Source organism: Nostoc sp. C057, from assembly GCF_013393925.1.
GTDB classification, from domain to species: domain Bacteria; phylum Cyanobacteriota; class Cyanobacteriia; order Cyanobacteriales; family Nostocaceae; genus Nostoc; species Nostoc muscorum_A.
The window spans coordinates 1,952,999-1,978,505 of record NZ_CP040281.1 but is presented as its reverse complement, the minus strand read 5'-3'; the positions used below and the strand labels follow the sequence as shown (position 1 = coordinate 1,978,505).

Here is a 25,507-nt window from a genome sequence, read left to right as displayed (position 1 = left end):
TTGAGTATGCTGTTATTCCCAATCTGCCTTTGTCTACAAATATTCCACACTCAAAATAGAAGACAGCATAAAGATAGTTGGGTAGGTGTAGTTTTGTATTAGATACCTTGAGTTAAGCTGATTTTTCCATTCTGATTACATTCGGGGTGAATGTTTGATGTTTGGCTGCTTCTGTTTCGTAACATCTGAGAATCAATGGTGTCAGCTTATCGAAATCACTAATGGAGGAAATAATTACTTTTGATGCGGCATCCCCCAGAGAAGCTGATACTTCCTGCACTTCAAAGTTTAAAGCTAGCGACTTTACTTCATCTACACTTAGTCGAGTAATAAAACTTTTTTTCTGCGAAGACAGATATAGTCTCAGAAACCACCAAGTACTTTTGCCAAGATTGATACCAAAGTATGAAGCTGTATCCTTATATTGGAGTTCAAAATTGTAACTCATTAAAGTTTTCGTAATTGCTTTAATTTTTTCAAAAGCTTCGATTTCTTCAGCCGTTGTTACTATTTTCGATTCTTGATATTCTTGTTGTTTTTCCTCTTCTTCAATCTCTTGTTCTACTTCAATTTCAACAGGCGGAGTTATTTCTTGGCTAAGTGAGCGAGTCATTAACTCTACTAAACTTCCCTGAATTGACTTTTTAACAATTGGTCTGAATTTATCAATAACTTTACCAGTAATTCGACCTTGAATTTCATAACTAGGAGCAACAGTACCGAGTTCAGCCACTAAAAAGCGAACAAATTCTTCAGAAGGAGAACGTAAAAGATTTCCTAGAAGCTGAGTCATGCCTTTTACATAAACCATTTCTTCAGCATGGTTGGTAATAGCTGCAACCTCAAAATTATCACGATGAAAAAATTTGAGGTTATCAATATCTTTGGAATCATATTCAAGGATGTTAAAAGTAAAAAATGGCTCCTTGTCCATGACATTTTTATCACGCAAGTCTGTAAAGAAACGGTACTCAATCCCATTAGTTACAATAGCTACTTTTGTTGTCAGAAGTGCATTAAAATATTTGCTCAGTTGCCCATCATGTGCCTCAGCTTTTTGACCACGGGCTTTTGCCTCTACGAGCATAACTTTAGTACCGTTAATAGCTAAGGGATTTGCAAGAAAATAAGATACCAATTAAACGGGGAAAATTGTGATATCCCATTTAGGTAGAGTTTCGGAAGGTTGCCAGAAGGTTTGGTAGTGTTCTAACTCTTGTGAGAGAACCTTGATTCCTTTTTCATAGGTTGCTTCAACACGGTGAACAATGGGTGCAATCCCTTTCCAAGTCATATTGGAAGCCCACTTGATGGCAACTTCAATCGAATCCAGAATTGCGCCATTCCAATAGTTCTCTAGGGCTGCCCAACACCTCTCTATGGGATTGTACTTGCTATGGTACGGAGGATAGTAAATCAGTCGGATTCTTAAATTAATTGCTTGAGACAGTTCAACCATACGTTTGATAAACTGTGTGCGGTTACTGCGAGTTGCTGCACCACCATCAAGGTCAATCACCCATTCATCATAATCTTGGTAATCGTGTTGATTCTCATACCACCAAGCAGTTAAACAATCGACAATAAAATCACTGGTTTCAGCCGACTGACCTAAGTAAATCGTAAGCTTTTCACTGTGTGTGTTGAGAATGCCAAAAGGAACTAAGACTGCCTCCCACTGTGTATCGTGGTCATCCGCAGCTTTTGCTTCCAGTGTCCGAGCTTTACCACCTCTGGAAAGATTGCCAATCTTCACCTTGGCTTTAGTATCGATAGAGACTCGCAACGATTTGGGATTCTCATCCGATGCCTGATTTTCCTGAAACACATTGTCGAAAATGGCATCTGTTTGCGGAATCTTTTTCAAGGGCTTTGTTTTTGTGTTTTTTTAGGCGATACCCCAAGCTATTAAGAATCTTCCCCAGAGTTTGACGAGACGGCAATTGACTGTGGTCATAACCTATTTCACTGATTAATGCTTCTCGTACCGCTCTGGCACTGATACGAGCATATAGAAAGGTCGATTGAAATTTTGGAGCTTGGGCTTGAGCATCTACCAAAGAACAAATATCTGCTTCTAAATTGGGCAGAATCTCAACACTATTATGTCGTCCCCTTGCATGATAGTTATCCACACAGACTATCCCTGTCCGCCGTTCATGCAAGCCAAGTTGTACACAGGAGCGATTCCATCCTAAAACTGTTTCTGCAATGCGTGCTGAACTATCGAAGTAATCTTCAGTAACTTTTGCCATGAAGTCTCTTTTACAGCTGCCAGTTAGTTTCTTGGCTGCATCTTTGAAGGTAGATTTTATGGTGTCGGTAAGCATGAACCCTGTGATTCCAATTCTAGAAATTCAGAGCAAACGCGGGCAGATCCGCGCCTCCTATTCTTCTAGAATGACTGGTATTTTATTTTCTTGCAAGCCCCTAAGGCGTAATCTACTTTTTCAAACTGTCCTGCTCTTCTAGTAGCAAAGTCTGCTACGTATTCCGGCATGACTTCGCTAGGATCATAGACATCGTAGCCAAGAGCGCTTAAAAAAGGAACAATCAACGCCATCTTAGTAGCTTCTTCGCCAACAACTTGGTCAAATCGCTTACGCACTTGTTCAGACAGCTTGACAATATCTTCAGTAAATCCCATCTTAGTTAGTCCTGGTAGATTAGTGAGTATTGATACGTCTTTTTTGTAAGATAGGAGTGGTTATAAGGTGATATAGTACATTTGAATTAAAAGTGTTAGCGCGATCGCCTTCCTTATCACTCCTAATTCAGAGTATTCCCAAATAAGTACCAGCCTGTAACACTCATAACCTGTACACAAGTGCAATGGCATTAGAAATTTATCGCATCTGAGTATGGCAAAGCAGGACGCTCCACTCACAGGAGAAGAACTGATTAAAGAAGTGTGTCGGCGGATTCGGGTAGCCCGCAGCTATTGGGATGCTCACAATAACGCTGCTTGTCGGGGTGAACGCGATCGCGCATTAGCCCTTTACAATACACTGAATAAAGAACAAAAAGAGCAGATTCCGCAAGTGTTGCGGGTGTGGTTGCGCTATCGCAGTGAGAAGTACTTTGGCGCACACCGAACACCGCCCAAATCGGCACGAAAATCAAAATAGTTTTCACTGGGTTTTTAAATAGGGGCAATACTCTGCGGGTACTCTGTTGGAGAAATCGAAGAGTATTGCCTCTACAGCGTGTAGTTTTGCGTAAGTTCTATAAACAAATCATTGATGGTTAGGCTGAAGGGAAATAAAAATAAAAACTAATGGAAAAACAGCAAATTATAAAATTGCTAATTGGTGATTTAACTTGGCAAAGACTGCTTAAATCTTTCATGTTTATTTATATATTTTTTGCTGTATATGTATATTTTCGGGCAGATAGTATGATTTTTCTATCTCGTCCTTCTAGTTATCAGGATAATCCAGAAATTATTAAGTTAAAAAGTGGAGAAAATACAAATATCTCAGCTACATACTTATTAAACAATCAAGCTAATTACACTATTCTTTATGTTCATGGTAATTCTGAAGATTTAGGAGATATTAAACAGATACTAGAAAAATTACACGCATGGGGTTTTAGTGTCTTTGCTTATGATTATCGTGGTTATGGTACGAGTCAAGGAAAGGCAACAGAAAGCCACGCATACGAAGATATTAATAGCGCTTACAATTATTTGACCGAAAATTTAAAAACACCACCTGAAAGAATTATAGTTTTGGGGCGTTCAGTTGGCGGTGGTTCTGCGGTAAACCTAGCAATGCGAAAACCGATAGCTGGTTTAATTCTTGAAAGTTCGTTTATTTCAGCTTTTCAAGTAATAGTACCTTTTAAGATTTTACCTTTTGACAAATTTCCCAATCTGGACAATATCAAAAAACTAAAATGTCCGATACTAGTGATTCATGGCAAAGCAGATGATGTCATTCCTTTTGCTCATGGAGAAAAGTTGTTTAATGCTGCAATATCGCCAAAGCTTTATTTGTGGGTTGAAGAGGCCAATCATAATGATTTATTCTGGGTAGGTGAAAAAAAGTATCAGAAAGCTTTGCAAGAGTTTACTACTCTTGTAAAAACAAATCAGTAATTATCCTCTCATTCTATTCTCCTTTAACCCTCCTTAATCACTCTCGTCATCATAAAATTTGAAACCCTTACTACTCATTGCTTATTTACTTAAATAATCGATTACAACTTTAGCTTGCATAAAAAAGTCCGCTTTCGCGGACTGTGGACATTGGATAAGGTTAAGTTGTCACCAAGAGTGTCTACAAGATGTTAGACTCAATATTCATTCTTTCCTAGTACACTTTAAAATTCAAGTTCTTCAGAGCAAACTTTAGGACATAACTCATTGATTTAAGTCTTTAAAAAATGTTATCTGAAAATATATTCTACGGGATTTTAATTATAGAGCAATACAGTTCAGATAAAACCAAAACACTTGTAGAGACGGCGATTTATCGCGTCTCAAAACCCACGGCTTAACTGAACTGCTATATGTATCTATTCTTGATAATATAACTTTTAAAAGATAATGTATTATACTATTAAAATAGTAATTAATGTTACTAATTCATTAGACATAATTAAGGAATTTATGTCTGGATTTATATAAAATTCAAGTATTTTTATTTTCAAACTTAAACCAGGTTTTTGCAAAATTAAATCAATTAACGTTGAAATTTCACTTAGTTTGAAAGATATTTTGTACCATTTTCTTGCCTACATTCGCCGCCGCCTTATCTAACTCTGCAATCTCGCTGACGTTTAATTGCCAACCTAAAGCACCAATATTCTCTCTTGCCTGTTCTACGCTCTTTGCTCCAGGGATGGGAATGGTTTCTTTACAGATGCACCAATTAATTGCTACCTGTGACATGGTTTTGTTTCTGGATTGTGACACCTCTTGCAAACATCCCAAAAGCGAGCGCATTCCTGGTAATATCTGCCTAAACAGCAGACCTCGAATACCTTTAGGCAAAGGGCCTTGCTCAGAGTATTTTCCTGTCAGCAGTCCCAAAGCTAGAGGGCTGTAGGCAATCAGTTTAATTCCCAACTCATCACAAAGGTCTTTAAGACCTAATTGGGTGACAGGATATGTAGACAACAAAGAGTATTGAACTTGCAGAGTAGTAATAGGAACACCTCGTTCAGCAAACTTTTTCTGCACTTGCTTAAGCTGTTTAGGCCCATAATTGGACAGTCCTACTCCCTTAACCAGTCCTTGCTCATATAAATCCGCAAGACCATCTAACAGCCCTACCTCTTGCCAAGGGGCGTAATTTGCTGTTGACCAGTGCATCTGTACTAAATCTACGTTTTTTCCTAGGCGTTGGGCAGATGACTTGCAAGCCTTTACCATTGATTGACGTGTCCATCTCCACGGGTAAGCAGCAAGCTTAGTCGCAATACAAATATTTTCTTTGTTTGAACCTATATATTCTCGGTTGAATCGTCCCAGAAGTAACTCACTTCGACCATTCAATCTCCCAGTTCCGTAAGAATCACCCGTATCAAATAAAGTCACACCGTTGTTTACGCAAAGGTTAAACACCGCTTGCAACTGGTCATCCATACTTTCGTCATATCCCCAAAGTAGTTGGTTGCCCCAGGCCCAAGTCCCGCAGCCCATGCTTGGAAGGGAGAGTTTTTGGAGAGTCTGCATGTTTGCTCTCTGTAGATTGCCTTATTAATTATCAGGCATATATTGCAGGTATTAACGCACAAGTAGCAGGATTAGCTGATAAATGACGAGAATCTTCTAGCAGTCGTGCAACCTTGTCTATTTTGTTTTAAAAGTTGACAAATATTTTGGACATTCACCAAAGTAGGTTCGCTACTTTTGTATTAGATAATATATATTTTTAGTTGCTTTTAACTAGCAACTTAATCACTAAGTATTAAGATATTGTCGAATTTGCAAGAAGCCTAGCTTTCTGAGTCCAAGCATTATTAAAAAACCCAACCTCTGGCACTTCTAATTCAAATGAATGAGGTGGTGATTGTAGCAATAAGGACGAACCTTTGTCATGAGCCTCCACTAAATTAACTATCCAGGGAAGAAAGTCTAAGATTTCTTTTGGTAGCACAGTTAATTCAAAGTCCCACATCAAATTAAGACCTCGGCAGACTTGTCCTTTTCTGAACGTCGCCACTCTCCCAGCACTCTTGTTTATAGCCAGTCGAAGAATGAACGGACGGAATGGGACAAATTCATCAGGTGCGGTATAAGCGTATACATTTACATAGTTCAGTCTTTCCCTACGATCCATCCAAGATGCGATCGGGGAATTACTACTATAAGATGTACCAGTTACGATCACCGGCATATTCATAGAAGCAGCGAAGTTAGAGTAGAACTTATGCCTTAGTTCGCTAACAATATGTTTAGCTTCTGGGTTCATGGCTGCTACACCTGTTACAAAAACGATACCTACGGAAAACTAGGCTAACAAAAATCAACAGAAGCACAAAAAAAGGCAGACGGCCTTGTCTGCCCTCAAGACTTTAGAGCTAAATTCTTAGCTTTAGACCTTAATAGCGGCGAGAGGAACCACCATCACCACCCCTTCTACCGCCAGAAGAACCTCCATCAGTCTTGGGTTTAGCTTTATTCACTTTTAAGCTCCTACCCATCCACTCAGCATTATCAAGGGCTTCAATTGCTGCTGTTTCTTGTGCGTCTGATTCCATTTCTACAAAGCCGAAACCTCTCATCCGACCTGTTTCTCGGTCGATAGGCAATTGAACATTTTTTACCGTTCCGTATTCTGCAAAAACGTGGCGGAGGTCCTCTTCTTTAACCTCATAAGATAGATTACCAACGTAAATTGACATACAATATCTCCAGAATCAGAGGGTGCAGAGATTTAGATGCGGAGAGGTCTGTAATACAAGTATCTATAAAAACAAACTACACAGCCGAATTTAATCTTCTATCGATACTTTATCATAAATTGAAAACTTATGTTCATAAGCAACATTATACTTATTTGTTGAGCTAAATATCTGGACGGTTGGCGAAACTCTTTTAAAATGAACCTACCAGCGATCGCACTAAATTTTAAGCCATTAAAAAAAATCAATTACTGATACTTATTTCTCTTCCCAAAGGATTAGTAATATTGAAATTTTATCCCATCAAAATTACAAAAGATGGAATTAAATAAAACCAGTGCGATCGCTTGTAACGTAAAATTAGTTTTCATCCGGCATTTGCTAACACCTTGACACCCATGTATTGCGACTACCTTATCCAAATCCTGACTGCCCGTGTATATGATGTTGCCCAGGAAACACCACTGGAGTATGCACCAAATTTGTCTGCGCGGTTGAATAATCAACTCCTGTTGAAACGTGAGGATATGCAGTCAGTATTTTCCTTTAAACTTCGGGGTGCTTATAACAAAATGGTGCAACTACCACCAGATATCTTGGCACAGGGTGTAATTGCAGCGTCTGCGGGCAACCATGCTCAAGGAGTTGCCCTTGCAGCCAATCGCTTGGGAACCAAAGCAATTATCGTCATGCCAATAACCACACCTCAAGTCAAGGTGGACGCAGTGAGAATGAGGGGCGGAGCTGTCGTGTTACATGGAAACACCTACGACGATGCTTATAGCTATGCCCGTGAATTAGAAGTGGAAAAAGGTTTGACCTTTATTCATCCCTTTGACGACCCTCATGTAATTGCTGGACAGGGAACCATTGGGATGGAAATTTTACGACAATATCAGCAACCCATCCATGCAATTTTTGTCGCAATTGGAGGTGGCGGATTGATTTCGGGGATTGGGGCTTATGTGAAAAGATTGCGTCCCGAAATCAAGATTATTGGCGTTGAACCAGTAGACGCTGATGCGATGTCTCAATCGCTCAAAGCCGGACATCGGGTGCGTTTGTCCCAAGTAGGGTTATTTGCTGATGGTGTGGCGGTGCGAGAAGTAGGTGAAGAAACCTTCCGTTTATGTCAGCAGTATGTAGATGAAATCATTCTGGTGGATACTGATGATACTTGTGCTGCGATTAAAGACGTATTTGAGGATACGCGATCAATTTTAGAGCCAGCCGGTGCATTAGCGATCGCAGCTGCCAAAGCCTACGCAGAACGAGAACAAATTGAGGGACAAACTCTAATTGCCGTAGCCTGTGGTGCAAACATGAATTTTGATCGTCTCCGCTTTGTGGCAGAACGGGCCCAGTTAGGCGAACGTCGGGAAGCAATCTTTGCAGTCACAATTCCTGAAGAACGGGGAAGTATTCGCCAGTTTTGTGAATCTATTGGCAACCGTAATCTTACAGAGTTTAATTATCGCATTGCTGATGAAAAAACAGCCCATATTTTTGTAGGTGTGCAAATTCAAAACCGTGCTGATGCTGCAAAGATGGTAGAAACCTTTGAAGCTCAAGGATTTGAAACTCTTGATTTAACAGACGATGAACTAACTAAATTACATCTGCGGCACATGGTGGGTGGGCACTCTCCCCTAGCTCATAATGAATTACTTTACCGTTTTGAGTTTCCCGAACGTCCCGGTGCATTGATGAAGTTTGTGACTTCCATGAGTCCCGACTGGAATATTAGTCTTTTTCACTACCGCAACAACGGCGCAGACTACGGTCGAATCGTCGTTGGTATCCAGGTTCCTCCCCACGAGATGGAGGAGTGGCAAGCTTTTCTAGATAACCTGGGCTATCGCTATTGGGATGAAAACAAGAATCCGGCATACAAGCTGTTTTTGGGATAGCAGGGGATTGGGGAGTGAAGAAGGGAATAGGGTACAGGTTACAGGGTACACCCGGATTTCTCACGATACTGTAGGCAGAGGAGTGTGGGGAGTGTGCGGGGTCAGATTTCTTCCCCATCCTCCCACACCTCCCACACCTCCCACACCTCCCACACTCCTTGATTTCTCACTTGTGAGAAATCCAGGTACAGGGTTACAGATTATTCCCTATCACCTGTCACCTGTTACCTGTCACCTAATCCCTATGCCAATTTAACGAGCCTTCGATATCAGATTGGAGTCCCAAGTATAGAAGCCGATTTCGTTAGGAACCCTAGAGAATCTGCCTGTCCGATAGCCTCTAGATAATTCATTCAACACCTTATTTTTAATCTCTCTAATTTGCTGAGAATCTAGTTCTCCATAAATTCCGGCGATGACTTCAGCAACGCTGAAAACTTTACCTGGATTTTCTTCAAACAGAGAGGTGAGAGCATCAATTAAGAATTGACCCTCAAAGGTTTTGAGCATCGGTACTGCTTTTGGCGGGGGTACAAAAGGCTTCTTATTTTTGTTTCTAGAAGCACCATTGCGTTTACTTGGGGCTACCAAATTTAAATCCAGAGTATAACAACCTGGCTCATCGGGAATAGTTACCCAGTAATTCCTTTCTCTACCTTGGGTGAGGGAAGATTGAACCCTACCTTTAACTACTTTGAATAAATTGGAATCTAACTCTCCATAAAGCGATCGCACGATAAAATCGATATGACAGACAGTGCCTATCTGCTCTTGCAATAGCTGTTTAATGGCTTCCATTCGGGAGATAGCGTGATTGTACTGGGGTAGCATAGGGATTTCTGCCACCCTCGTTGAACTATCGTTGTTCTCTGAGGCTATCTTTGCATCTGGCGATGTAGTTGGAAGTTTTCTCTCTTTTGTATCAACAGCAGCAGAAAAGGAATTATCGATCTCAACCTTATCCGAGTCTGTGGGTTCTGACTGTAGAGACTCCACCAAGTTGATTTCGTCCATGTCATCAAGAGGCGATAAAAACCGCAGAGAGCCTTCTTGGGAAACATTTGAGGTTTCATCAGCCGCCGTCAGTCTTGATATCTGCTTGTTGGGATCAGAAAAAGACCAGTTAGACAACAACGCTTCTACATGATCGAGTTGCGATCGCGCCTGCACAAAAAGGCGTTCATACTCTTCCGTGAGGCGAGCATAATAGTCTCGTAATTCCAACAATGGAGAGAGAAAAGTGCCCGGAGGTGGTTCTAATTGTCCATTTTGAGTCATAAGGCTTCAATCAATTTAAATCGATGTCACTTTTGTAAGACATTGGTCTGGGTTTTGCTTTCTGAGATGTTGGCTGAGATTTCTTAGGTGCTTGGGGAGGGCGACATCTCTCACAATATAAAGGTCGAGGCCCGAACGTCTCGCGTTTTGTCAGATCGTTACACTCTTTACAGACAAACTGGAAAACACGAGTATGAATCTGTCTTTTGTGCGCCCTGACAGTGTATTCTCTAACATCAATGAATTTACTTGCCATAATCAGGATTGTGAATTGCCTTCGGATCAATGTCCTATCAATATAGCTATTCAAGCAAATCAAACTGCATCAGTGTGTGTTTATGTAGAAGTTTTATTCAAATCAGTGAATTTGACATTGAACATAAAGTACAGATGAGCAACTTGAGAGTTAGCCATTGACTATCATCTCAGCATATAGTTGATGATGAGCAAAAACTACCACCATTTCTATGATGCTTGATTGTGAATACAATTCCCACTGCCTATAACTAGCTGCTGTTGCCTGACGTGATGCACTTTCGATACAAATGGGTAGTCTTCAACTAAAGCACAATCTCTCTCAATCATGCCAGTTTTGTAAATTGAAAAGTACATATCGGAATAATCTTGCCAAGAAAAGGCAAGCATAAGCTAGTAGTTCGCTTTCGTGACGAAAGCGGGGTAAAGGGTAAGGGGTAAGGGGGAAAGGTTTTAAATCCCTTACCCTTTACCCAGACCTCACAAGCGCATTTTTGGGCAGGGCGAACGCACGGGATTTCTGAAACCCTTGCTGGGCAAGGATCTTGATGAAAAAATAGGCTAAATTAAAAAACGCCAAAACCCTTGCTATTAAAGGATTCTTATACTTTAGATGCGTTTGCCCTGCATTTTTGGGTTGGCAGACTACTAGTTTCGCTGGATAAGATTACACTTCGACAATAGTTTCTTAAAGACCTTTTCGAGGTGCTTGAATAGACTGTGAATTAAATCTTACCAGAGTATCCTTCAGTCCCTGATTTTGATTCATCTGGATGCAGAAACGATTTTCATCGACTTCATCAGGGAAATTGAGCATAGGGGAGTGCAAGATTATTCGCTTCTACTTTTATTGATGGAAAAATCAAGTTATTACCAGTGTGTATAATTGCCAATTATATAAAGTAGACCACTTTTAAGCCCTCTTCCCCATAGTAGATGGGTGACGAGTAGCAAAGCAATTTATGTATAAAGAAGAACCACCTCCCATTTTTTAGAAGGCGGTTCTCACAGCTAATCAAAATATAAGAGAAAGTCCAAGACTCCCGAATGTTGAATTGAATTAACCAAGATTGACTTTGACGGCTTTGTGTTTTTCTGATTCCGCTTTCGGCAAAGTTAACTGGAGAATACCATTTTTGTACTCAGCTTGCACTTTGTCATTTTGAATTTGGGAGGGTAACGGGATTACCCTCTGAAATTTCCCATAACGGAACTCAGACCGAGTAATACCGTTTTCTTCACTCTTGGTTTCAGTTTTACGCTCACCGGTAATCGAAATTGATTCGGGAGTTGCTTCTACATTGATATCTTTTGCTTCTAAACCAGGTACTTCTAGTTTCAAGCGAATTGCATCATCAGTTTCTTCTAGTTCAGCAGCAGGACTAAATATAAATCCAGACCTCTCACCACCATTAGTAGTTGGCATCAATCTGTCAAATAAACGATTCATTTGCCTCTGCAAGGTGTCGATTTCTCGGAATGGTTCCCAAGATTCAGTATCCCGAAATGGTTCTAAACGTTCACTATCCCGGAATGGGTTCCAACGCATCAGTGCCATAACTATCACCTCTAAGATGAACTATTTAGTCTTAGGAGGCTCAATTTCAAGCTTCTTAGCTTACGAACAGCTGATAAAATGGGTTGTTAAGCAATCTTAAATTGCATGAAGCCAAATCTCAAGCTTCCTAGTTATTAGACTAAATCAACCTTCAAGTTGAGCAGGTTCGGTTTTATAGCAATGTGCGATCGCAATAACCGTACCTGTTGAAATGCTCACAAAAAATCAGGAAATTCTACATCCTTCTAGAGACGTAACACTTTTACATCTCTACTCCTGACTTGTAGCAGGCGGTGCAGCAGGTTGCGATTGAGGTTGTTGGCGTAAACGGCGCAACGAGTCCCGCAACTTGTTCTGGTTAGCGTTATCTCTTCGCCGCCGCCTATTTGCGGTTGGTTGTGGCTTTTGTGATGAATTGCTACCCGCTCGTTCAGTACGGATACGGCGTAGAGATTCTCTTGCACTTCCTTGAGTCCGAGTTGTGCTAGCTCCAGATGATGAGTTGGTAGGAGTACTTTCCCCTGTTTGAGGTTCCAATCGTCTACTAAATCCAGATATTGCTGGTCTTGTGGTTCTAACTTCATTAGATGAAGGTGGTGTCAACTCTCTGCGCCTACGTTTTGGAGCTTCTTCTGTGGAGTTAGCAGCCGTTGTCTGTTGGGTTCTCTCTTCTGCTTCTCTTTGTCTTTTTCGTTCTTGAACTTGGCGCGATCGCCGTGAACCTTGTATGGCAAATTCAGTGGCTATTGATACCCCTTGTCTACCACCTTCTGCGGGTTTTAATTTCCAGTCACGCGCCTGTCTTACAGTTTCTTCATCCAAATCGCGGTTTCCACTGGAGCGAGCAACCCGAACATTGGTAACATTGCCTTGTGCATCAGTATCAACAGCTACTTCTACTCTGCCTTCAACTCCTCGCCGCCTTGCTGCTTCTGGATATTTGGCATTACATTCGCGGCAGGCTGCACGACCATTACCATTACCTGAACTGTTAATTTTTGGAGGTGTTGGTGGTGTTGGCGCTGTTGCTACTGGCGGACGATTTCCTGTTTGATTACCAGTACCTGAGCCAATACCACTACCATTACCTGAGCCAACACCACTACCAGCGCCAGAGCCAATTCCTGAGCCAACACCAGTACCAGTACCACTGCCAATGCCACCACCAGAGCCAGTGCCAGTTCCTCCACCAGCGCCACTACCACTGCTTGTACCTACAGCAATACCGCTACCTGAGCCTAAACCAATACCCGAACCGCCACCTCCACCACCACTCTGAGGAGCAACAGTTGTCACAGGGATTTCTGGTTTGGGAGCAATTTCCCTATTTACTGGCTGTGGGTTTTGAGTAGTTTGTTTTGGTTGTTGTTGAACTGGCTGTGGGTTTTGAATAGTTTGTTGCGGTTGTTGTTGAACTGGCTGAATTGTCGATCTTTCAATCAATTCTTGTACTGGTTTTTGTACTTGTGGAGTTTCTATAGATTGTTTTTGAACAACTTCAGGTTCTTTTTTAGGTTCTTCTGGAATTTTTTCAAGTGGTTTTTCTGGTTCCGCGGCCGGAGAATCCACGATCGCTAACTCTATCGCTTCATCTTCTTCTTTAGGCACTCTCGTCAAATAATTACCTATGCCTGATGACAGTACGCCGATATGCAGCGCCAGTGAACCTATCAGACTGTAAGTCAGAAAAGACTTGAGAGCCTCAACTTCTTTGGAACGTTGCTCGACAGTAATGCCAGAAAAACTCATAGCTATTGCTACCTATTCTCACTAATTTAGCCATCTTAGAATGCAAGGTTACAAATATCAAGTCAAAAATTAAAATTAATTGCGATCGCCTTACGGAACCCTTCACTAGCAAAAACATCTTTTAAAACCTCCAATATCATGGTATTTGAACAAAATTAATTTTTGTTTCAATCCAATTAAATTTTTTTATGTAAAGCAAACGAACAATTAAATAAAAATCATGATGCCTATATTTGAAAAAGTTATCATTATATTTTATATTTTATTGAGAAAAAGTTTCAGCTTTGATCTAGATTCTGGTAGTCTGATTTTGTATTGTGGATGATGTTATAGAGGCACTACATGGGAATTCAGAATTTGTTTGCAGCAGGCGGTGTGGTCATGTGGCCCCTGTTGGCGTTTTCGGTATTGGGTGTGGCACTGATCATCGAGCGGATCAGGTTTTGGGTACGGATTAATCAGCGTCAAAACCGCGTGGTGCGAGAGGTTTTGAATCTCTACCGTCTTGATAATGTTGTCGGTGCAATGGATAAACTTCAGAAAAACGCAGATTTACCATTGGCACGGATTTTTCTTGCGGCTTTAGAATTGGAAGAGCCAAATCCAGAGGAATTTCGTTTGGCATTAGAAAGCGAAGCTCAGGCTGAGATACCTGTACTCAAACGTTTCCAAAACATTTTTGAGACAATTATCGGGCTAGCACCATTATTAGGTCTTCTCGGTACTGTGTTAGGATTGATTGCCTCCTTTGCCTCCCTAAACCTTGGTGATGTGGGAGGTACTAAAACAACTGGCGTTACATCTGGGATTAGTGAAGCTTTAGTATCAACCGCATCAGGATTGATCGTTGCTATTTTTACACTCTTGTTTGCTAATACCTTCCGGGGATTGTACCAAAGGCAAATTGCACTAATTCAGGAGTATGGGGGACAGTTAGAATTACTCTACCGCCGTCGTTATGAACGAGGAGAAAAAACGTATGCGTCTACCAGATGAGCCAGAACTTCCATTACAGATCAACATCGTGCCGATGATTGATGTGATTTTTGCAATTTTGACATTTTTTATCATGTCAACTCTGTTTTTAACCCGCTCAGAAGGTTTACCAGTAAATTTACCGAAGGCTAGCACAGCGAAACAACAGCAAGTTCCCACTAAAATTACCATTACGGTAGATGACAAAGAACAGATAAGTCTGAACCGGAAACCAATTGCAGTTGATGATGTGACAGAGCAAATACGCGCTTTAGTTGGTTCTAATCGAGATGTGTTGGTGATTATTAATGCTGATGAGAAAGTTGATTATGGTCGAGTAGTAGCGGTGATGGATCGGGTTCGTAAAGTTGAAGGAGCAAAGTTAGCGATCGCTACCCAAAAGTAAAAAGTAGAAATATTGTACATCACAAGTTCAGAGAGTCAGGAAAATTCGATTTTCTGACTCCTAACTCCTTTTTGTCTAATAACTAATAAGCTGTTACGCAAATAAGATTGCACATCAACTGGTGAAGTTGTCCTTTGTCAATTGTCTTTTGTCCTTGGTAAACACAAATGACTAATGACTAATGACGGTCTACACGGAAAATATTGCAATATGTAGGCGCGTTAGCTTATCAGCTACCGTTACGCATCTGCAATTCTTGATATATAAGTTTAAGTAATAATTCTTGGTGTGAATGGATGAAAAAGTGGTCGCCGTTCAACTCATGTAATGAGAAAGCAGCGATGGTCTGTTCTCGCCATGCTTGCAAAGCTTCATGACTAACATCTTGGTCTTGCAAACCACCAAAAGCAGTAATAGGACACTCTAGTGCCTGTTTTGGAGTGTAAATATAAGTTTCTAAAACTGCAAAATCTGCCCGCAAAATCGGGAGAAATATCTGCATTAGTTCCTCGCTTTCTAACACCGCTTTGGGTGTACCATTAAGACTGCGTAGCTCGTTTTGCAAATCATGGTCTGATAGGATATGCAGGGGTGGTTTTATGGGTGGCAATTGCGGAGCGCGACGAGCAGAGATGAAGAGGTGAAAGGGAGTAAGATTATACTGAGAGCGAAGTAGACGGGTTAACTCAAAGCTAACTAATCCGCCCATACTATGACCGAAGAAAGCGAATGGTTTGTCTAAGTATGGTAACAGAACTGGAGCGATCGCTTCCACAAGAGGTTCTAATCGCGTTAAGGGTGCAGACTTAATCTGTCTTCCCCGTCCCGGATATTCCACAGCACAGACTTCGACATTACTCGGTAGATTATTAGGCCAAGTGCGAAAAATTGCCGCACTACCACCAGCATAGGGGAAACAGAATAAACGCAAGTTTGCTTGCGGATTTGGTTGGGGGCAGATAACCCAGGAATTGAAGCTTGGTGTAGTTGTCATAATAGAGCTTAGAGTTGGATAACACAACTCTGCTTTAATTTTTAAGTATATTAACTGATAATCTTATGACAGGAATGGAACCTTGGGCGATATCAGCCGTTAGCGGTGTCGCCGCGATGGTTTTTCAAAGCGGTGGCCAAGCTTTAGGAGTATTGGGCAAAACTCTGGATGAAAAAACCAAAAAGTTAATTTTTGCTGCATCAAAGCAATATGAAAAGAACTATGAAGAACGGCATGGCATTCTCAAAGTATTAGGAATGCGTGAACCTGTCAAGCTGGAATCGCTCTATACAGCAGTGCAGTTTTTAGATGATGATACTATTCAGAGTTTTGAATCTATTGAGAATTTAGAAAATTTCTATCGTCAAGCTAAAGTCAGAAGGTTTCAATCTCAAGATAAGTGCAAACAAAAAGGAATAAAAGTTGCTAACGATAAGCAATATCTGATGGTACTTGGTGGGCCTGGTGCTGGAAAGTCTACATTTGTGCGGAAGATGGGACTAGAAGCGCTCAAAGGTAAAAAAGGAGGGTTTAAACACGCTTGCATTCCAGTTTTTATTGAATTGAAAAGGTTTGCATCTAGCAATATTAATATTGAAACGTTCATTGCTGAAGAGTTTCGTATTTGCGGCTTTCCATCACCTGATGAATTTGCAGCCAAAGCTTTAGAAGAAGGTAAGTTACTAATTTTGCTGGATGGTTTGGATGAAGTACCAACAAAAAACTTGACTGAGGCAATTAGCCAAATTCAAAATTTTGTTGACAAATATGATCAAAATCGTTTCATTGCCTCCTGTCGAACGGCAGCTTATCGCAGCGCTTTTCGTCGCTTTAGCGATGTATCAATGGCAGACTTTGATGATACCCAAATTCAGCAATTTATTTATAACTGGTTTCATTCAGATGTAGATAAGCAGGAGAAGACAGGCGAGAAATGCTGGGAGTTACTGCAAAAACTAGAACATGAAGCTGCAAAAGAGTTGGCACACACACCTTTATTGTTGACATTTCTGTGTTTAGTTTATGACCGTTCCCAAAGTTTTCCAAATAATCGTAGTGTTCTTTACCGGAAGGCACTGCGGATATTGCTAGAAGAGTGGGCATCAGAAAAGCGAATTCTCAGAGATGAGATTTATCAAGGATTGCATACAGAATTAGAAGAGTTATTACTATCAGAGATTGCTTATACAGGTTTTGAGTCTGACAGGCTATTCTTTTCTGGGCGTGATATTGTTCAGCAAATTAAAACATTTTTAGCAAGTAATTTGAATGCACCTCAGCATTTAGATGGGGAATCAGTGCTGAATGCGATCGCTGTTCAACAAGGAATTTTAGTAGAACGAGCCGAGGATGTCTTTTCGTTCTCTCATCTAACGCTACAGGAATATTTAACAGCACAATATATTGATGACCATCGCCAAGTTGAGAAATTAGTTACTGAACACCTAATAGATAAACGCTGGAAAGAGGTGTTTTTGTTAGTAGCCGGGTTAATGCGTGGTGGTGCAGATGATTTGCTATTGTTGATGGAAAAAGAAGCACAAAAATATATTAATACACCGAAGTTACAAGCTTTATTAAACTGGGCTGAACAGGTAACAGTTGGATCAGCAGGGGATTTTAAACCTGTCGGTAAACGTGCAGTTGCGATCGCTAACGCCAACGTCATTACCATGACTATAGGCAAAATTATCGGCAAAACTATCGCCAATGCTTATACTATTGCAGATGGCTACGCTATCGGCTACGCTAACGCTAACTTCTACGTCATGACCTATGCCATGGCCTACGCAATCAATTACACTAATGCCAAGACCAATGCTGATGCGATCGCCTATGCTATCCAATACATTAATGAACTTGAAAAATTAAAAATATTCAAAAATATTAATCTTACTGTGCTGATTGACCAGATGGAAGAACTGAAAGCTAAAATTCCTGATGATAAACAATTAAAACAAGTCCATCAGCCATTTGGTGAATGTCTCCAACAAGCCTTACTTAATGCTTTCAATCTCACCACAAAAATGATCGATTTATCTGAGGAAGAAGCGAAAGCACTAGAAAATTATCTCTACGCCAATCATCTCATCATCCAGTGCAAACAAGCAGCAGTGCGGGTGTCACCCCAAACCTGGGAAGCAATTGAGGCGCGGATGTTGTTGGTTCCAAGTAGTTAAGCAACAATAGAAAAATGAAAAGATAGCCAGATAAACGCTCCATGAGTTCATTACAACAGGCTAAGGATACAAAAACTCGAACCTTTACAGCAATCTTGCACTGGGAAGAGGATGTTTATGTAGCTGAATGTCCAAAAGTGGGAACCGCCAGCCAAGGAGAGACGATAGAAGAAGCGATCGAAACTATATTTAAAAGAGTTCTCACTTGCTGAAGTCGCTACGCTAAAAACTTTCATTAGCAGAATTTAAGTTGTTGTAACAAACGCTCAAGCTGTAGTTACTACAACTCCAGTTGTTATAAGTAAAATTGAAGCCGTTGTTAATACAACTTAAGCTGCTGTTATGAATGCTTAAACTGTAGTTATAAACGCTGAAGTTGTTGTAACAAACCCTCAAGCTGTAGTTATAAACGTTGAAGTTGTTGTAACAAACCCTCAAGCTGTAGTTATGACGCTAAGTTCTGTCCTTAAGAATGCACAAGTTGTTTTCTCTCTTCATCATATATGTCATGTTCTCTGTGAATGAACACTTCAGACAATGCCTGATAAGCTTCAGTCCAAGCCGCCATCACTTCGTCTGTAGCAGCTTCTCCCAAAACATCTTTCATGGCTTGCAGTAAACTTTCTCCGACAATAGGATATTGCTCTGGTGTAACATGAGTCTGCACATGACGATGGGCAATTTTTTCTACCATCGACTTTAAAGCAGGTAAATTATCAATTTGATTAGCATAGCTATAAACTGCTGTTGCTAATCTCGCAGGCTGAGAACCATCTGCTTGAGCCGCCATACTAAATTGTTCTTTGACTTCTGGATGGTTTTGAAACATAATTTCATACATCCGAGTTGTGATTTGCTGACCGTTCTTTTTTAAAACAGGTGCTGTAGATTTGACGATATCTATTGTTTGTTGGCTAACCATAGTTTTTTCAACCACTTAGAATCTTGATTGATTTGAATTTACTGTTTATTTCTAGCAGTTACTATGAGCTAGCTCATATATAGCAGGAGCCAAAATTCAGAAGTCAAGAGTCAGCCAGCAGGAAGATTTACAGCTTTAGCGTAACGCATGAATATAGAACTAATTCATGATGAAAATGTAGAATGCAGTTGTATAGATTGATTATTTATCAGATACTAATTTAATATGCATACTATTACTCCAAATTCAACTAAAAAAGCGTGGGCAGGTGCGATACCTTCTTTACGAGAGGCTACGCAAACGGTGAGCTTTCCTGCGGAACGCTGCGCGAACGCTAACGCAGAACCAGCAAAAGAATTTCCCTCTACTCAACTGCCAATTATCTCTGGCAAAATCCCAGATGGCTTGCGTGGCACACTTTACCGCAATGGCCCCGCACGCCTAGAACGTGGTGGACTTCACATGGGACACTGGTTTGATGGAGATGGGGCAATTCTGGCTGTAAATTTTAACGATGCAGGTGCAACTGGGGTTTATCGCTACGTGCAAACCTCTGGCTATCAAGAAGAAGCCGCAGCAGGTAAACTACTCTACGGCAATTATGGCATGACTGCACCAGGGCCAATTTGGAATCAATGGCAAAAGCCCCTCAAAAATGCTGCCAACACTTCGGTGCTAGCACTTCCAGATAAACTTTTGGCACTGTGGGAAGGTGGTAAACCCCACGCACTTGATTTACAAACTTTAGAAACTTGGGGCGAAGATGATTTAGGGGGGTTAACTAAAGGATTAAACTATTCCGCACATTATAAGCGTGACGAGCAAACAGGTGAGATTTTTAACTTTGGCATCAGCCCTGGACAAAAGGCGACGCTGAATATTTACAAAAGCGATTCGACTGGCCGGATTATCCAACAAGCCGCATACCAATTAGACGGTATACCAGTGATGCATGATTTTGTTTTAGCAGGACAGTATCTTGTATTTTTCCTTCCGCCAGTGCGATTGAATATTTTACCCGTGCTAATAGGGATAAACAACTATAGTGATTCGCTAGAGTGGCAACCTAAATTAGGAACTCAGATTTTAGTTATTGATCGAGAAACCCTATCTGTAGTGAGTCGTGGAGAAACCGAACCTTGGTTTCAATGGCATTTTGGTAACGGTTATGTAGATGCTAGCGGTTCAGTGATTGTAGATATTGCCCGTTATGAAGATTTTCAAACTAACCAATACCTCAAGGAAGTAGCTACAGGTGAGACTCACACCCCAGCTAAAAGTACACTAACGCGAGTTCATCTGCATCCTCAAACTGGCAAAGTTACGTCAATTCAGCAACTATTAAACAGACATTGTGAATTCCCGAATGTACCACAGCAAAACGTAGGACAAGCTTCTCGGTATACATATATGTCAACATTCCGTTCCGAAACAGATATTAGCCAAGAAGTACCAAATGCGATCGCTCGTTTTGATCACAATACCGAAACCCTCACCGAAGCAGACTTAGGAGAAAACCGTTATCCTTCAGAACCCATCCCCGCCCAAAATACCCAAAACCCTGCACAAAGTTGGGTACTAACCGTTGTCTACGATGGTAATTCTCATACTAGCGAAGTTTGGGTATTTGATAGCGATCGCCTGGATGCCGAACCCGTTTGCAAACTAGGATTACCCAGCGTCATCCCCCACAGCTTCCACGGCACTTGGAACCCAGCCTAATAACCCCTCCGCTTTACCTCTGCGTTTCCCTTAGCGTTCCTCTGCGTTAAAAAACAACGCTACAGTAAAAACGAATAGCATTGATCGGACTTAATCGCATCTGGTCAATGCAAAATCAAAAATATTGCCCTATGCAACTACAAGAAAAACGCGACTATTCTCCCACAGAATACCTAGAGCTAGAAGTCATTTCCGAGTATCGTCATGAATATATCGATGGTCAAATTATACCCATCACAGGTGGAACACCAAATCACAATCAAATAGCTGGTAATGTGAGTGCAACCCTCAATTTTGCTTTGAAGCGGCAACCTTATCGAGTATTCGTCGCCGATCAACGTCTATGGATTGCCAAAAAGCGAATTCATACATATCCTGATGTAATGGTTGTTGCAGGTTCATTAGAATTTTCTGAGGGACGTACAGATACAATTACTAATCCCTTAGTGATTTGTGAAGTGTTATCCAAATCTACCAGAAGCTATGACCTAGATGAAAAATTTGCGGCTTATCGTACCATTCCCAGTTTTCAGGAATATGTTCTGATCGATCAATACAAAAATCATGTAGAACAGTATTCTAAAACTGACGAAAATAAATGGATTTTCTCAGAGTATGAAGAAGAGAGTACTATCTTAACACTATCCTCTATTCAATTTCAAATCCCTCTATCAGATATTTATGATAAAGTTGACTTTGAGGCTAAAGAATAACCTCACTCTAACTGGTTAACTAAGCAACATGACCACTTCTAAACGCCACTACCACATCACTACCTTCGGCTGTCAGATGAATAAAGCTGACTCAGAGCGCATGGCTGGCGTTTTGGAAGATATGGGCTTTGAATGGTCAGAAGATCCGAATAATGCAGATGTAATTCTCTACAATACCTGCACAATTCGGGATAATGCCGAGCAAAAGGTATATTCTTACCTTGGCAGACAAGCGAAGCGCAAACATGAAAAACCTGATTTAACCCTAATAGTTGCTGGTTGTGTTGCCCAGCAAGAAGGTGAAGCGCTATTGCGGCGAGTTCCAGAATTAGACTTGGTAATGGGGCCACAACACGCCAACCGTCTTAAAGATTTGCTGGAGTCGGTGTTTGACGGCAACCAAGTTGTCGCAACTGAGTCTGTTCATATTATTGAAGATATCACCCAACCGCGACGCGATAGTAAAGTCACAGCTTGGGTAAATGTAATTTACGGCTGTAACGAACGCTGCACGTATTGCGTAGTTCCCAATGTGCGCGGTGTCGAACAATCTCGCACGCCGTCAGCGATCCGGGCTGAAATGGAAGAATTAGGACGGCAAGGTTACACGGAAATTACTTTACTTGGTCAAAATATTGACGCTTACGGTAGAGATTTACCAGGAACAACACCAGAAGGTCGCCATCTGCACAACTTCACAGATTTACTTTATTACGTCCATGATGTGCCGGGGATTGAAAGATTAAGATTTGCTACTAGCCATCCCCGTTATTTTACAGAGAGATTAATTAAGGCTTGCGCTGAGTTACCCAAAGTCTGCAAACACTTCCACATTCCCTTTCAATCTGGAGATAATGAACTTTTGAAGGCGATGGCGCGGGGTTATACCCATGAAAAATATCGCCGCATCATCGATACCATTCGGCGGTACATGCCAGATGCTTCCATTAGTGCTGATGCGATTGTTGGTTTCCCTGGGGAGACAGAAGCACAGTTTGAAAATACTTTGAAACTGGTGGAAGATATTGGCTTTGATATGTTGAATACAGCAGCATATTCACCGCGTCCAGGGACACCTGCTGCTTTGTGGGACAATCAGCTAAGTGAAGAAGTTAAAAGCGATCGCCTCCAACGGCTCAATCATCTAGGAAACTTGAAAGTAGCCGAGCGATCGCAACGTTACTTTGGACGCATCGAAGAAGTTTTAGTAGAAGACCAAAATCCCAAAGATCAAACCCAGGTGATGGGACGCACTGATGGTAATCGTCTGACATTCTTCAGTGGCGATATCAAAGAATTGAAAGGACAGTTAGTGAAGGTAAAAATTACCGAAGTTCGCCCTTTTAGCCTAACGGGTGAACCAGTTGAAGTGAGACAAGCCATACCAGTATGAAAAGAGGGTTAAAGGGAAAAGGTTAAGGGGAAAAGGAACCTCATATTTAACCTTTTTCTTTCTCAAAGCTATTTCACCTTAGCGCGGAAGCGGACAAAACCATAAAAATCTTTGACGAGATTGGGTAAATCTGGACTTCGCGTAATATTTACCACCACCGCTCCATTGATGTTAGTACCGCAGTATGATGGGACTGTCTCATTAGCAGCATAAAAGCGTCCGCGATCGCCATCCAGTGCATTGGTTAGATAAACCGTAGGAGTGCTAGAACCAAGCGCAAGAGCAATACCTTGATCTGCTCCTGGTAAACCACCATCATTAGGAGTCAGACCATTAAAGGCAGTGGGAATAAAAGTAGTATTGACAGGAACTAAATCACAAATTTGGACACTAGTTGCATTACCTAGACCATTGGAAAGTAAGTAGATAGTGTATTCTAACTCATCTCCTGGTTTGACTATCCCAGCGTTAATCAATCCGCGTAAGTAATTAGTGGGCCATGTGTTACTGCTATCATCATCAGTGTCACGAGGAGATGCTACGTAGTTGGCAGCATTAGGAGAAACGTCGCTGCGACCATCTACAATGCTAGTTAAATTCTGGCTGTTAATCCGGGTGATGCGTTTGACTAAAATTAACTGAGGTTTGCTAGCTGATAACGCAGTTAATGGCATAGTTACCGTAGCCGGTGTGGGATCTTCCTTACCTGCTTTGTCTATTGCGGCTACTGTAAAAGTGATAGTTGTAGCACCATCTATATTTGGATCTACTGTTAGTTTCGTCGGATCATAATTAGTAATCACTTGATTCGCTGTCACGGCTACACCGTTGTAGTACAGCGTCCCATTAGTTGGCAGACTAACAATCTTGAAACTGTTGCCAGAACCAAGGTTCCCATCTTCCGGGTCGGTGCCAGATAGTGTTGGAACTTGTACAGTATTGGTTCCCCCTGGATTTGTTGTTGTAGTTCCATTGACATTATTAGTATCGGGCAACTGCTCAATTCCAAAGTCCTTACTAGAGATGTTTGTAGCAGTATTAAAAGTAGCTGTCGTGAGTGGACTAGTGTTGACCCAGTTAGATGGGAGGGATGGCGCAGGGGCAGTATTACCTACAGTGCCAGCAGTTGTACTTAAAATAATTTTAACGTTGCTTTGATTCAAGGGAACATCGAGAAAAGTATAAGTACCATCTGCAGCGACAGGTGTTGTTTTTAAGACCTTATTGTTAGAATCTACGAGAATAGCATTTAATAATCCACCTGTATTAGTGCCAGTTTCCGAACCAGTATTGATATTAATAAAAGTATTGTTGGCGCTATTATCAGCATCATCCCAAACCTTGCCACTAACGAAATCATCATCATAGATTGTGTAGCTAGAAGCGATCGTTGGGGAACCGCCACAAGTTGTTGTTGAACTGGCGAAAAAACTAGATGAAGGTTGTATGGTGAATACGATTGTCCTCACACCTTGAGGAACGTTATTGTTAATAACAGTAAAAGGAATGGTAAAGACACTAGTAGCATCACTGCCGTCGTAGTTGCCCGCAGGAATACTGATATTAAAGGTGGATGCGTTTGATATTGTGTTGTAGTCTGTACCCAATACGGCTGTACCAGAGACTGAAATTGAAACACTTATCCCCCCAGTTGGCACTAAACCAACAATCCTAAGTTTAGGTGGGTTAGTAGTAGGGGTAGTTTCCGATTCTGCTGCACCACCTGAACTCGCCGTGAACTCAAGCACCGGTTTACCAGCAAATTGCACGTCATCAAGGAAATTACCTATAGTATTGTTCCCACCCCCCGTAGAAACGGCCGCAAACCCTACAGGTTTATTTGCTGAAGCCCCAGTGTAAGGAACAGTGCCAGTGTATCGCACCCAGCCATTTCCAGCATTATTGTTAGTTACAGTAGGAATAGTTGCACCATTCTGTGCGACAGGTTGTGCCGTAACTGTCCCATTGTTAGTTGTTGAAAATTTGCCAAAAACAGTTGCTGTTGGATCGGTATATAGTCCAATTAAAAAATTGGCTACATCAGCAACAGTTGCGCTTGACCGCCCACGGTGTAGAAGAGAGAACGTAATTGTTTCATTTTGATATAGACATAGATTCTGATATAATTCAGAAGCTTCTTCAGCATTTAACTCAGCAAATTGATTTCCTGCACCAGTTGCTGTGTTAACACTACTAAATCCTTTTGTCCAAATTTCAATGATGTGACCTAATGTAGTGAAGCCAGTAGTTGCACAAGAAGCTGTCCCTTGCTTGGTACTATGGGTTGTTGTCCACCCGGGGATCTGACTTTCATCCACTTGAATGTAACAACTATTACTAAAAACAGGTTGCTCAAAACTGGGATTTATGAACGATCGCTGGATATATTGAGCTTTCGCTACTGTAGGTTGAAGTACTAATGTCGCACCGAGAAGTCCCCAGCTAAAAATATTAAGATTTTGCCATAAATTCTTCATTAGTAAATCACCATAAAATAACCTTTAAAAAATACTGATTACCTGAACCATAATCATCAATGAAGACTGATTATTCTCAAACAAATCTTCAGTCTCTAGCTTTCCCGAAATCGTAAATAA

Annotated in this window: 24 protein-coding genes and 1 pseudogene; 11 read left to right on the top strand and 14 right to left on the bottom strand. The window is 41.2% G+C overall.

Annotation, left to right across the window (positions count from 1 at the left end; genetic code table 11):
- Nucleotides 1–112: 112 nt before the first annotated feature.
- From FD724_RS09005 to FD724_RS08990, 4 genes and pseudogenes are all read right to left on the bottom strand, one after another.
- Nucleotides 113–1,111 (bottom strand): annotated as a pseudogene (locus FD724_RS09005) (restriction endonuclease subunit R); the annotation flags it as partial.
- Nucleotides 1,112–1,138: 27 nt separating this feature from the next.
- Complete coding sequence (locus tag FD724_RS09000) at nt 1,139–1,867, bottom strand: transposase (protein ID WP_179071338.1); 729 nt, start codon at nt 1,865–1,867, stop codon at nt 1,139–1,141.
- Nucleotides 1,800–2,330, bottom strand: a complete 531-nt coding sequence (locus FD724_RS08995) for a hypothetical protein (protein ID WP_179072369.1) — start codon at nt 2,328–2,330, stop codon at nt 1,800–1,802. The genes FD724_RS09000 and FD724_RS08995 overlap by 68 nt, the downstream gene beginning before the upstream one ends.
- 65 nt (nt 2,331–2,395) lie before the next feature.
- Nucleotides 2,396–2,647: a hypothetical protein gene (locus FD724_RS08990; protein ID WP_256874495.1), complete on the bottom strand. Its 252-nt coding sequence runs from the start codon at nt 2,645–2,647 to the stop codon at nt 2,396–2,398.
- 214 nt (nt 2,648–2,861) lie between these two features.
- Here FD724_RS08990 and FD724_RS08985 point away from each other — a divergent pair, with 214 nt between their 5' ends.
- Entirely contained in the window at nt 2,862–3,128 is a 267-nt protein-coding gene (locus FD724_RS08985) for a Precorrin-3B methylase (RefSeq protein ID WP_179072368.1), read from the top strand.
- Nucleotides 3,129–3,277: 149 nt separating this feature from the next.
- Nucleotides 3,278–4,102, top strand: coding sequence for an alpha/beta hydrolase (locus tag FD724_RS08980; protein ID WP_179072367.1), 825 nt, complete (start codon nt 3,278–3,280; stop codon nt 4,100–4,102).
- Nucleotides 4,103–4,702: 600 nt separating this feature from the next.
- Here FD724_RS08980 and FD724_RS08975 read toward each other — a convergent pair.
- The 3 genes from FD724_RS08975 to FD724_RS08965 form a co-directional block, all read right to left on the bottom strand.
- Nucleotides 4,703–5,683 carry an aldo/keto reductase gene (locus FD724_RS08975; RefSeq protein ID WP_179072366.1) on the bottom strand — a complete coding sequence of 327 codons (981 nt, stop codon included), beginning with the start codon at nt 5,681–5,683 and terminating at the stop codon, nt 4,703–4,705.
- Between the two features lie 235 nt (nt 5,684–5,918).
- Nucleotides 5,919–6,422 carry a hypothetical protein gene (locus tag FD724_RS08970; RefSeq protein WP_114083333.1) on the bottom strand — a complete coding sequence of 168 codons (504 nt, stop codon included), beginning with the start codon at nt 6,420–6,422 and terminating at the stop codon, nt 5,919–5,921.
- 130 nt (nt 6,423–6,552) lie between these two features.
- Nucleotides 6,553–6,855: an RNA-binding protein gene (locus FD724_RS08965; protein WP_012407557.1), complete on the bottom strand. Its 303-nt coding sequence runs from the start codon at nt 6,853–6,855 to the stop codon at nt 6,553–6,555.
- 398 nt (nt 6,856–7,253) lie between these two features.
- On the opposite strand from FD724_RS08965, the gene ilvA reads away from it, so the two are divergent.
- Nucleotides 7,254–8,765 carry a threonine ammonia-lyase, biosynthetic gene (gene ilvA / locus FD724_RS08960; protein ID WP_179072365.1) on the top strand — a complete coding sequence of 504 codons (1,512 nt, stop codon included), beginning with the start codon at nt 7,254–7,256 and terminating at the stop codon, nt 8,763–8,765.
- Nucleotides 8,725–9,021, top strand: coding sequence for a hypothetical protein (locus FD724_RS08955; RefSeq protein ID WP_179072364.1), 297 nt, complete (start codon nt 8,725–8,727; stop codon nt 9,019–9,021). Before ilvA ends, FD724_RS08955 begins: the two co-directional genes overlap by 41 nt.
- Here the strand turns inward: FD724_RS08955 and FD724_RS08950 are convergent.
- From FD724_RS08950 to FD724_RS08940, 4 genes are all read right to left on the bottom strand, one after another.
- Nucleotides 9,018–10,043 (bottom strand): hypothetical protein, encoded by a 1,026-nt coding sequence (locus FD724_RS08950; protein ID WP_179072363.1) that lies wholly within the window; start codon nt 10,041–10,043, stop codon nt 9,018–9,020. The genes FD724_RS08955 and FD724_RS08950 overlap by 4 nt on opposite strands.
- A 10-nt stretch (nt 10,044–10,053) precedes the next feature.
- Nucleotides 10,054–10,299: a hypothetical protein gene (locus FD724_RS40720; RefSeq protein WP_114083336.1), complete on the bottom strand. Its 246-nt coding sequence runs from the start codon at nt 10,297–10,299 to the stop codon at nt 10,054–10,056.
- A 1,059-nt stretch (nt 10,300–11,358) separates the two neighbouring features.
- Nucleotides 11,359–11,856: an Hsp20/alpha crystallin family protein gene (locus tag FD724_RS08945; protein ID WP_179072362.1), complete on the bottom strand. Its 498-nt coding sequence runs from the start codon at nt 11,854–11,856 to the stop codon at nt 11,359–11,361.
- Nucleotides 11,857–12,126: 270 nt separating this feature from the next.
- Nucleotides 12,127–13,605, bottom strand: coding sequence for an energy transducer TonB (locus tag FD724_RS08940; protein WP_179072361.1), 1,479 nt, complete (start codon nt 13,603–13,605; stop codon nt 12,127–12,129).
- Between the two features lie 342 nt (nt 13,606–13,947).
- On the opposite strand from FD724_RS08940, the gene FD724_RS08935 reads away from it, so the two are divergent.
- On the top strand, nt 13,948–14,601 hold the full coding sequence (locus FD724_RS08935) for a MotA/TolQ/ExbB proton channel family protein (RefSeq protein WP_114083339.1): 654 nt from the start codon (nt 13,948–13,950) through the stop codon (nt 14,599–14,601).
- Nucleotides 14,585–14,986 carry a biopolymer transporter ExbD gene (locus FD724_RS08930; protein WP_179072360.1) on the top strand — a complete coding sequence of 134 codons (402 nt, stop codon included), beginning with the start codon at nt 14,585–14,587 and terminating at the stop codon, nt 14,984–14,986. Before FD724_RS08935 ends, FD724_RS08930 begins: the two co-directional genes overlap by 17 nt.
- A 229-nt stretch (nt 14,987–15,215) precedes the next feature.
- On the opposite strand, the gene FD724_RS08925 is transcribed toward FD724_RS08930, so the two are convergent.
- On the bottom strand, nt 15,216–15,980 hold the full coding sequence (locus tag FD724_RS08925) for a thioesterase II family protein (protein WP_179072359.1): 765 nt from the start codon (nt 15,978–15,980) through the stop codon (nt 15,216–15,218).
- 65 nt (nt 15,981–16,045) lie between these two features.
- Between FD724_RS08925 and FD724_RS08920 the strand changes: the two genes are divergently transcribed.
- Both FD724_RS08920 and FD724_RS08915 read left to right on the top strand, forming a co-directional pair.
- Nucleotides 16,046–18,160, top strand: a complete 2,115-nt coding sequence (locus FD724_RS08920; protein ID WP_179072358.1) for an NACHT domain-containing NTPase — start codon at nt 16,046–16,048, stop codon at nt 18,158–18,160.
- A gap of 41 nt (nt 18,161–18,201) precedes the next feature.
- A complete protein-coding gene (locus tag FD724_RS08915; protein ID WP_256874494.1) occupies nt 18,202–18,372 on the top strand; it encodes a type II toxin-antitoxin system HicB family antitoxin in 171 nt (56 codons plus the stop codon).
- 254 nt (nt 18,373–18,626) lie between these two features.
- Here the strand turns inward: FD724_RS08915 and FD724_RS08910 are convergent, their stop codons facing one another.
- A complete protein-coding gene (locus tag FD724_RS08910; RefSeq protein WP_179072357.1) occupies nt 18,627–19,082 on the bottom strand; it encodes a globin domain-containing protein in 456 nt (151 codons plus the stop codon).
- Between the two features lie 225 nt (nt 19,083–19,307).
- Here FD724_RS08910 and FD724_RS08905 point away from each other — a divergent pair, with 225 nt between their 5' ends.
- The 3 genes from FD724_RS08905 to miaB all read left to right on the top strand — a co-directional run bounded on the left by FD724_RS08905 (nt 19,308) and on the right by miaB (nt 22,910).
- A complete protein-coding gene (locus tag FD724_RS08905; protein ID WP_179072356.1) occupies nt 19,308–20,804 on the top strand; it encodes a carotenoid oxygenase family protein in 1,497 nt (498 codons plus the stop codon).
- Nucleotides 20,805–20,935: 131 nt separating this feature from the next.
- Nucleotides 20,936–21,517: a Uma2 family endonuclease gene (locus FD724_RS08900; RefSeq protein WP_179072355.1), complete on the top strand. Its 582-nt coding sequence runs from the start codon at nt 20,936–20,938 to the stop codon at nt 21,515–21,517.
- A gap of 28 nt (nt 21,518–21,545) precedes the next feature.
- Nucleotides 21,546–22,910, top strand: a complete 1,365-nt coding sequence (miaB, locus tag FD724_RS08895) for a tRNA (N6-isopentenyl adenosine(37)-C2)-methylthiotransferase MiaB (RefSeq protein WP_179072354.1) — start codon at nt 21,546–21,548, stop codon at nt 22,908–22,910.
- 68 nt (nt 22,911–22,978) lie between these two features.
- Here miaB and FD724_RS08890 read toward each other — a convergent pair whose 3' ends face one another.
- Nucleotides 22,979–25,387, bottom strand: a complete 2,409-nt coding sequence (locus tag FD724_RS08890) for a hypothetical protein (protein WP_179072353.1) — start codon at nt 25,385–25,387, stop codon at nt 22,979–22,981.
- Nucleotides 25,388–25,507: the final 120 nt, after the last annotated feature.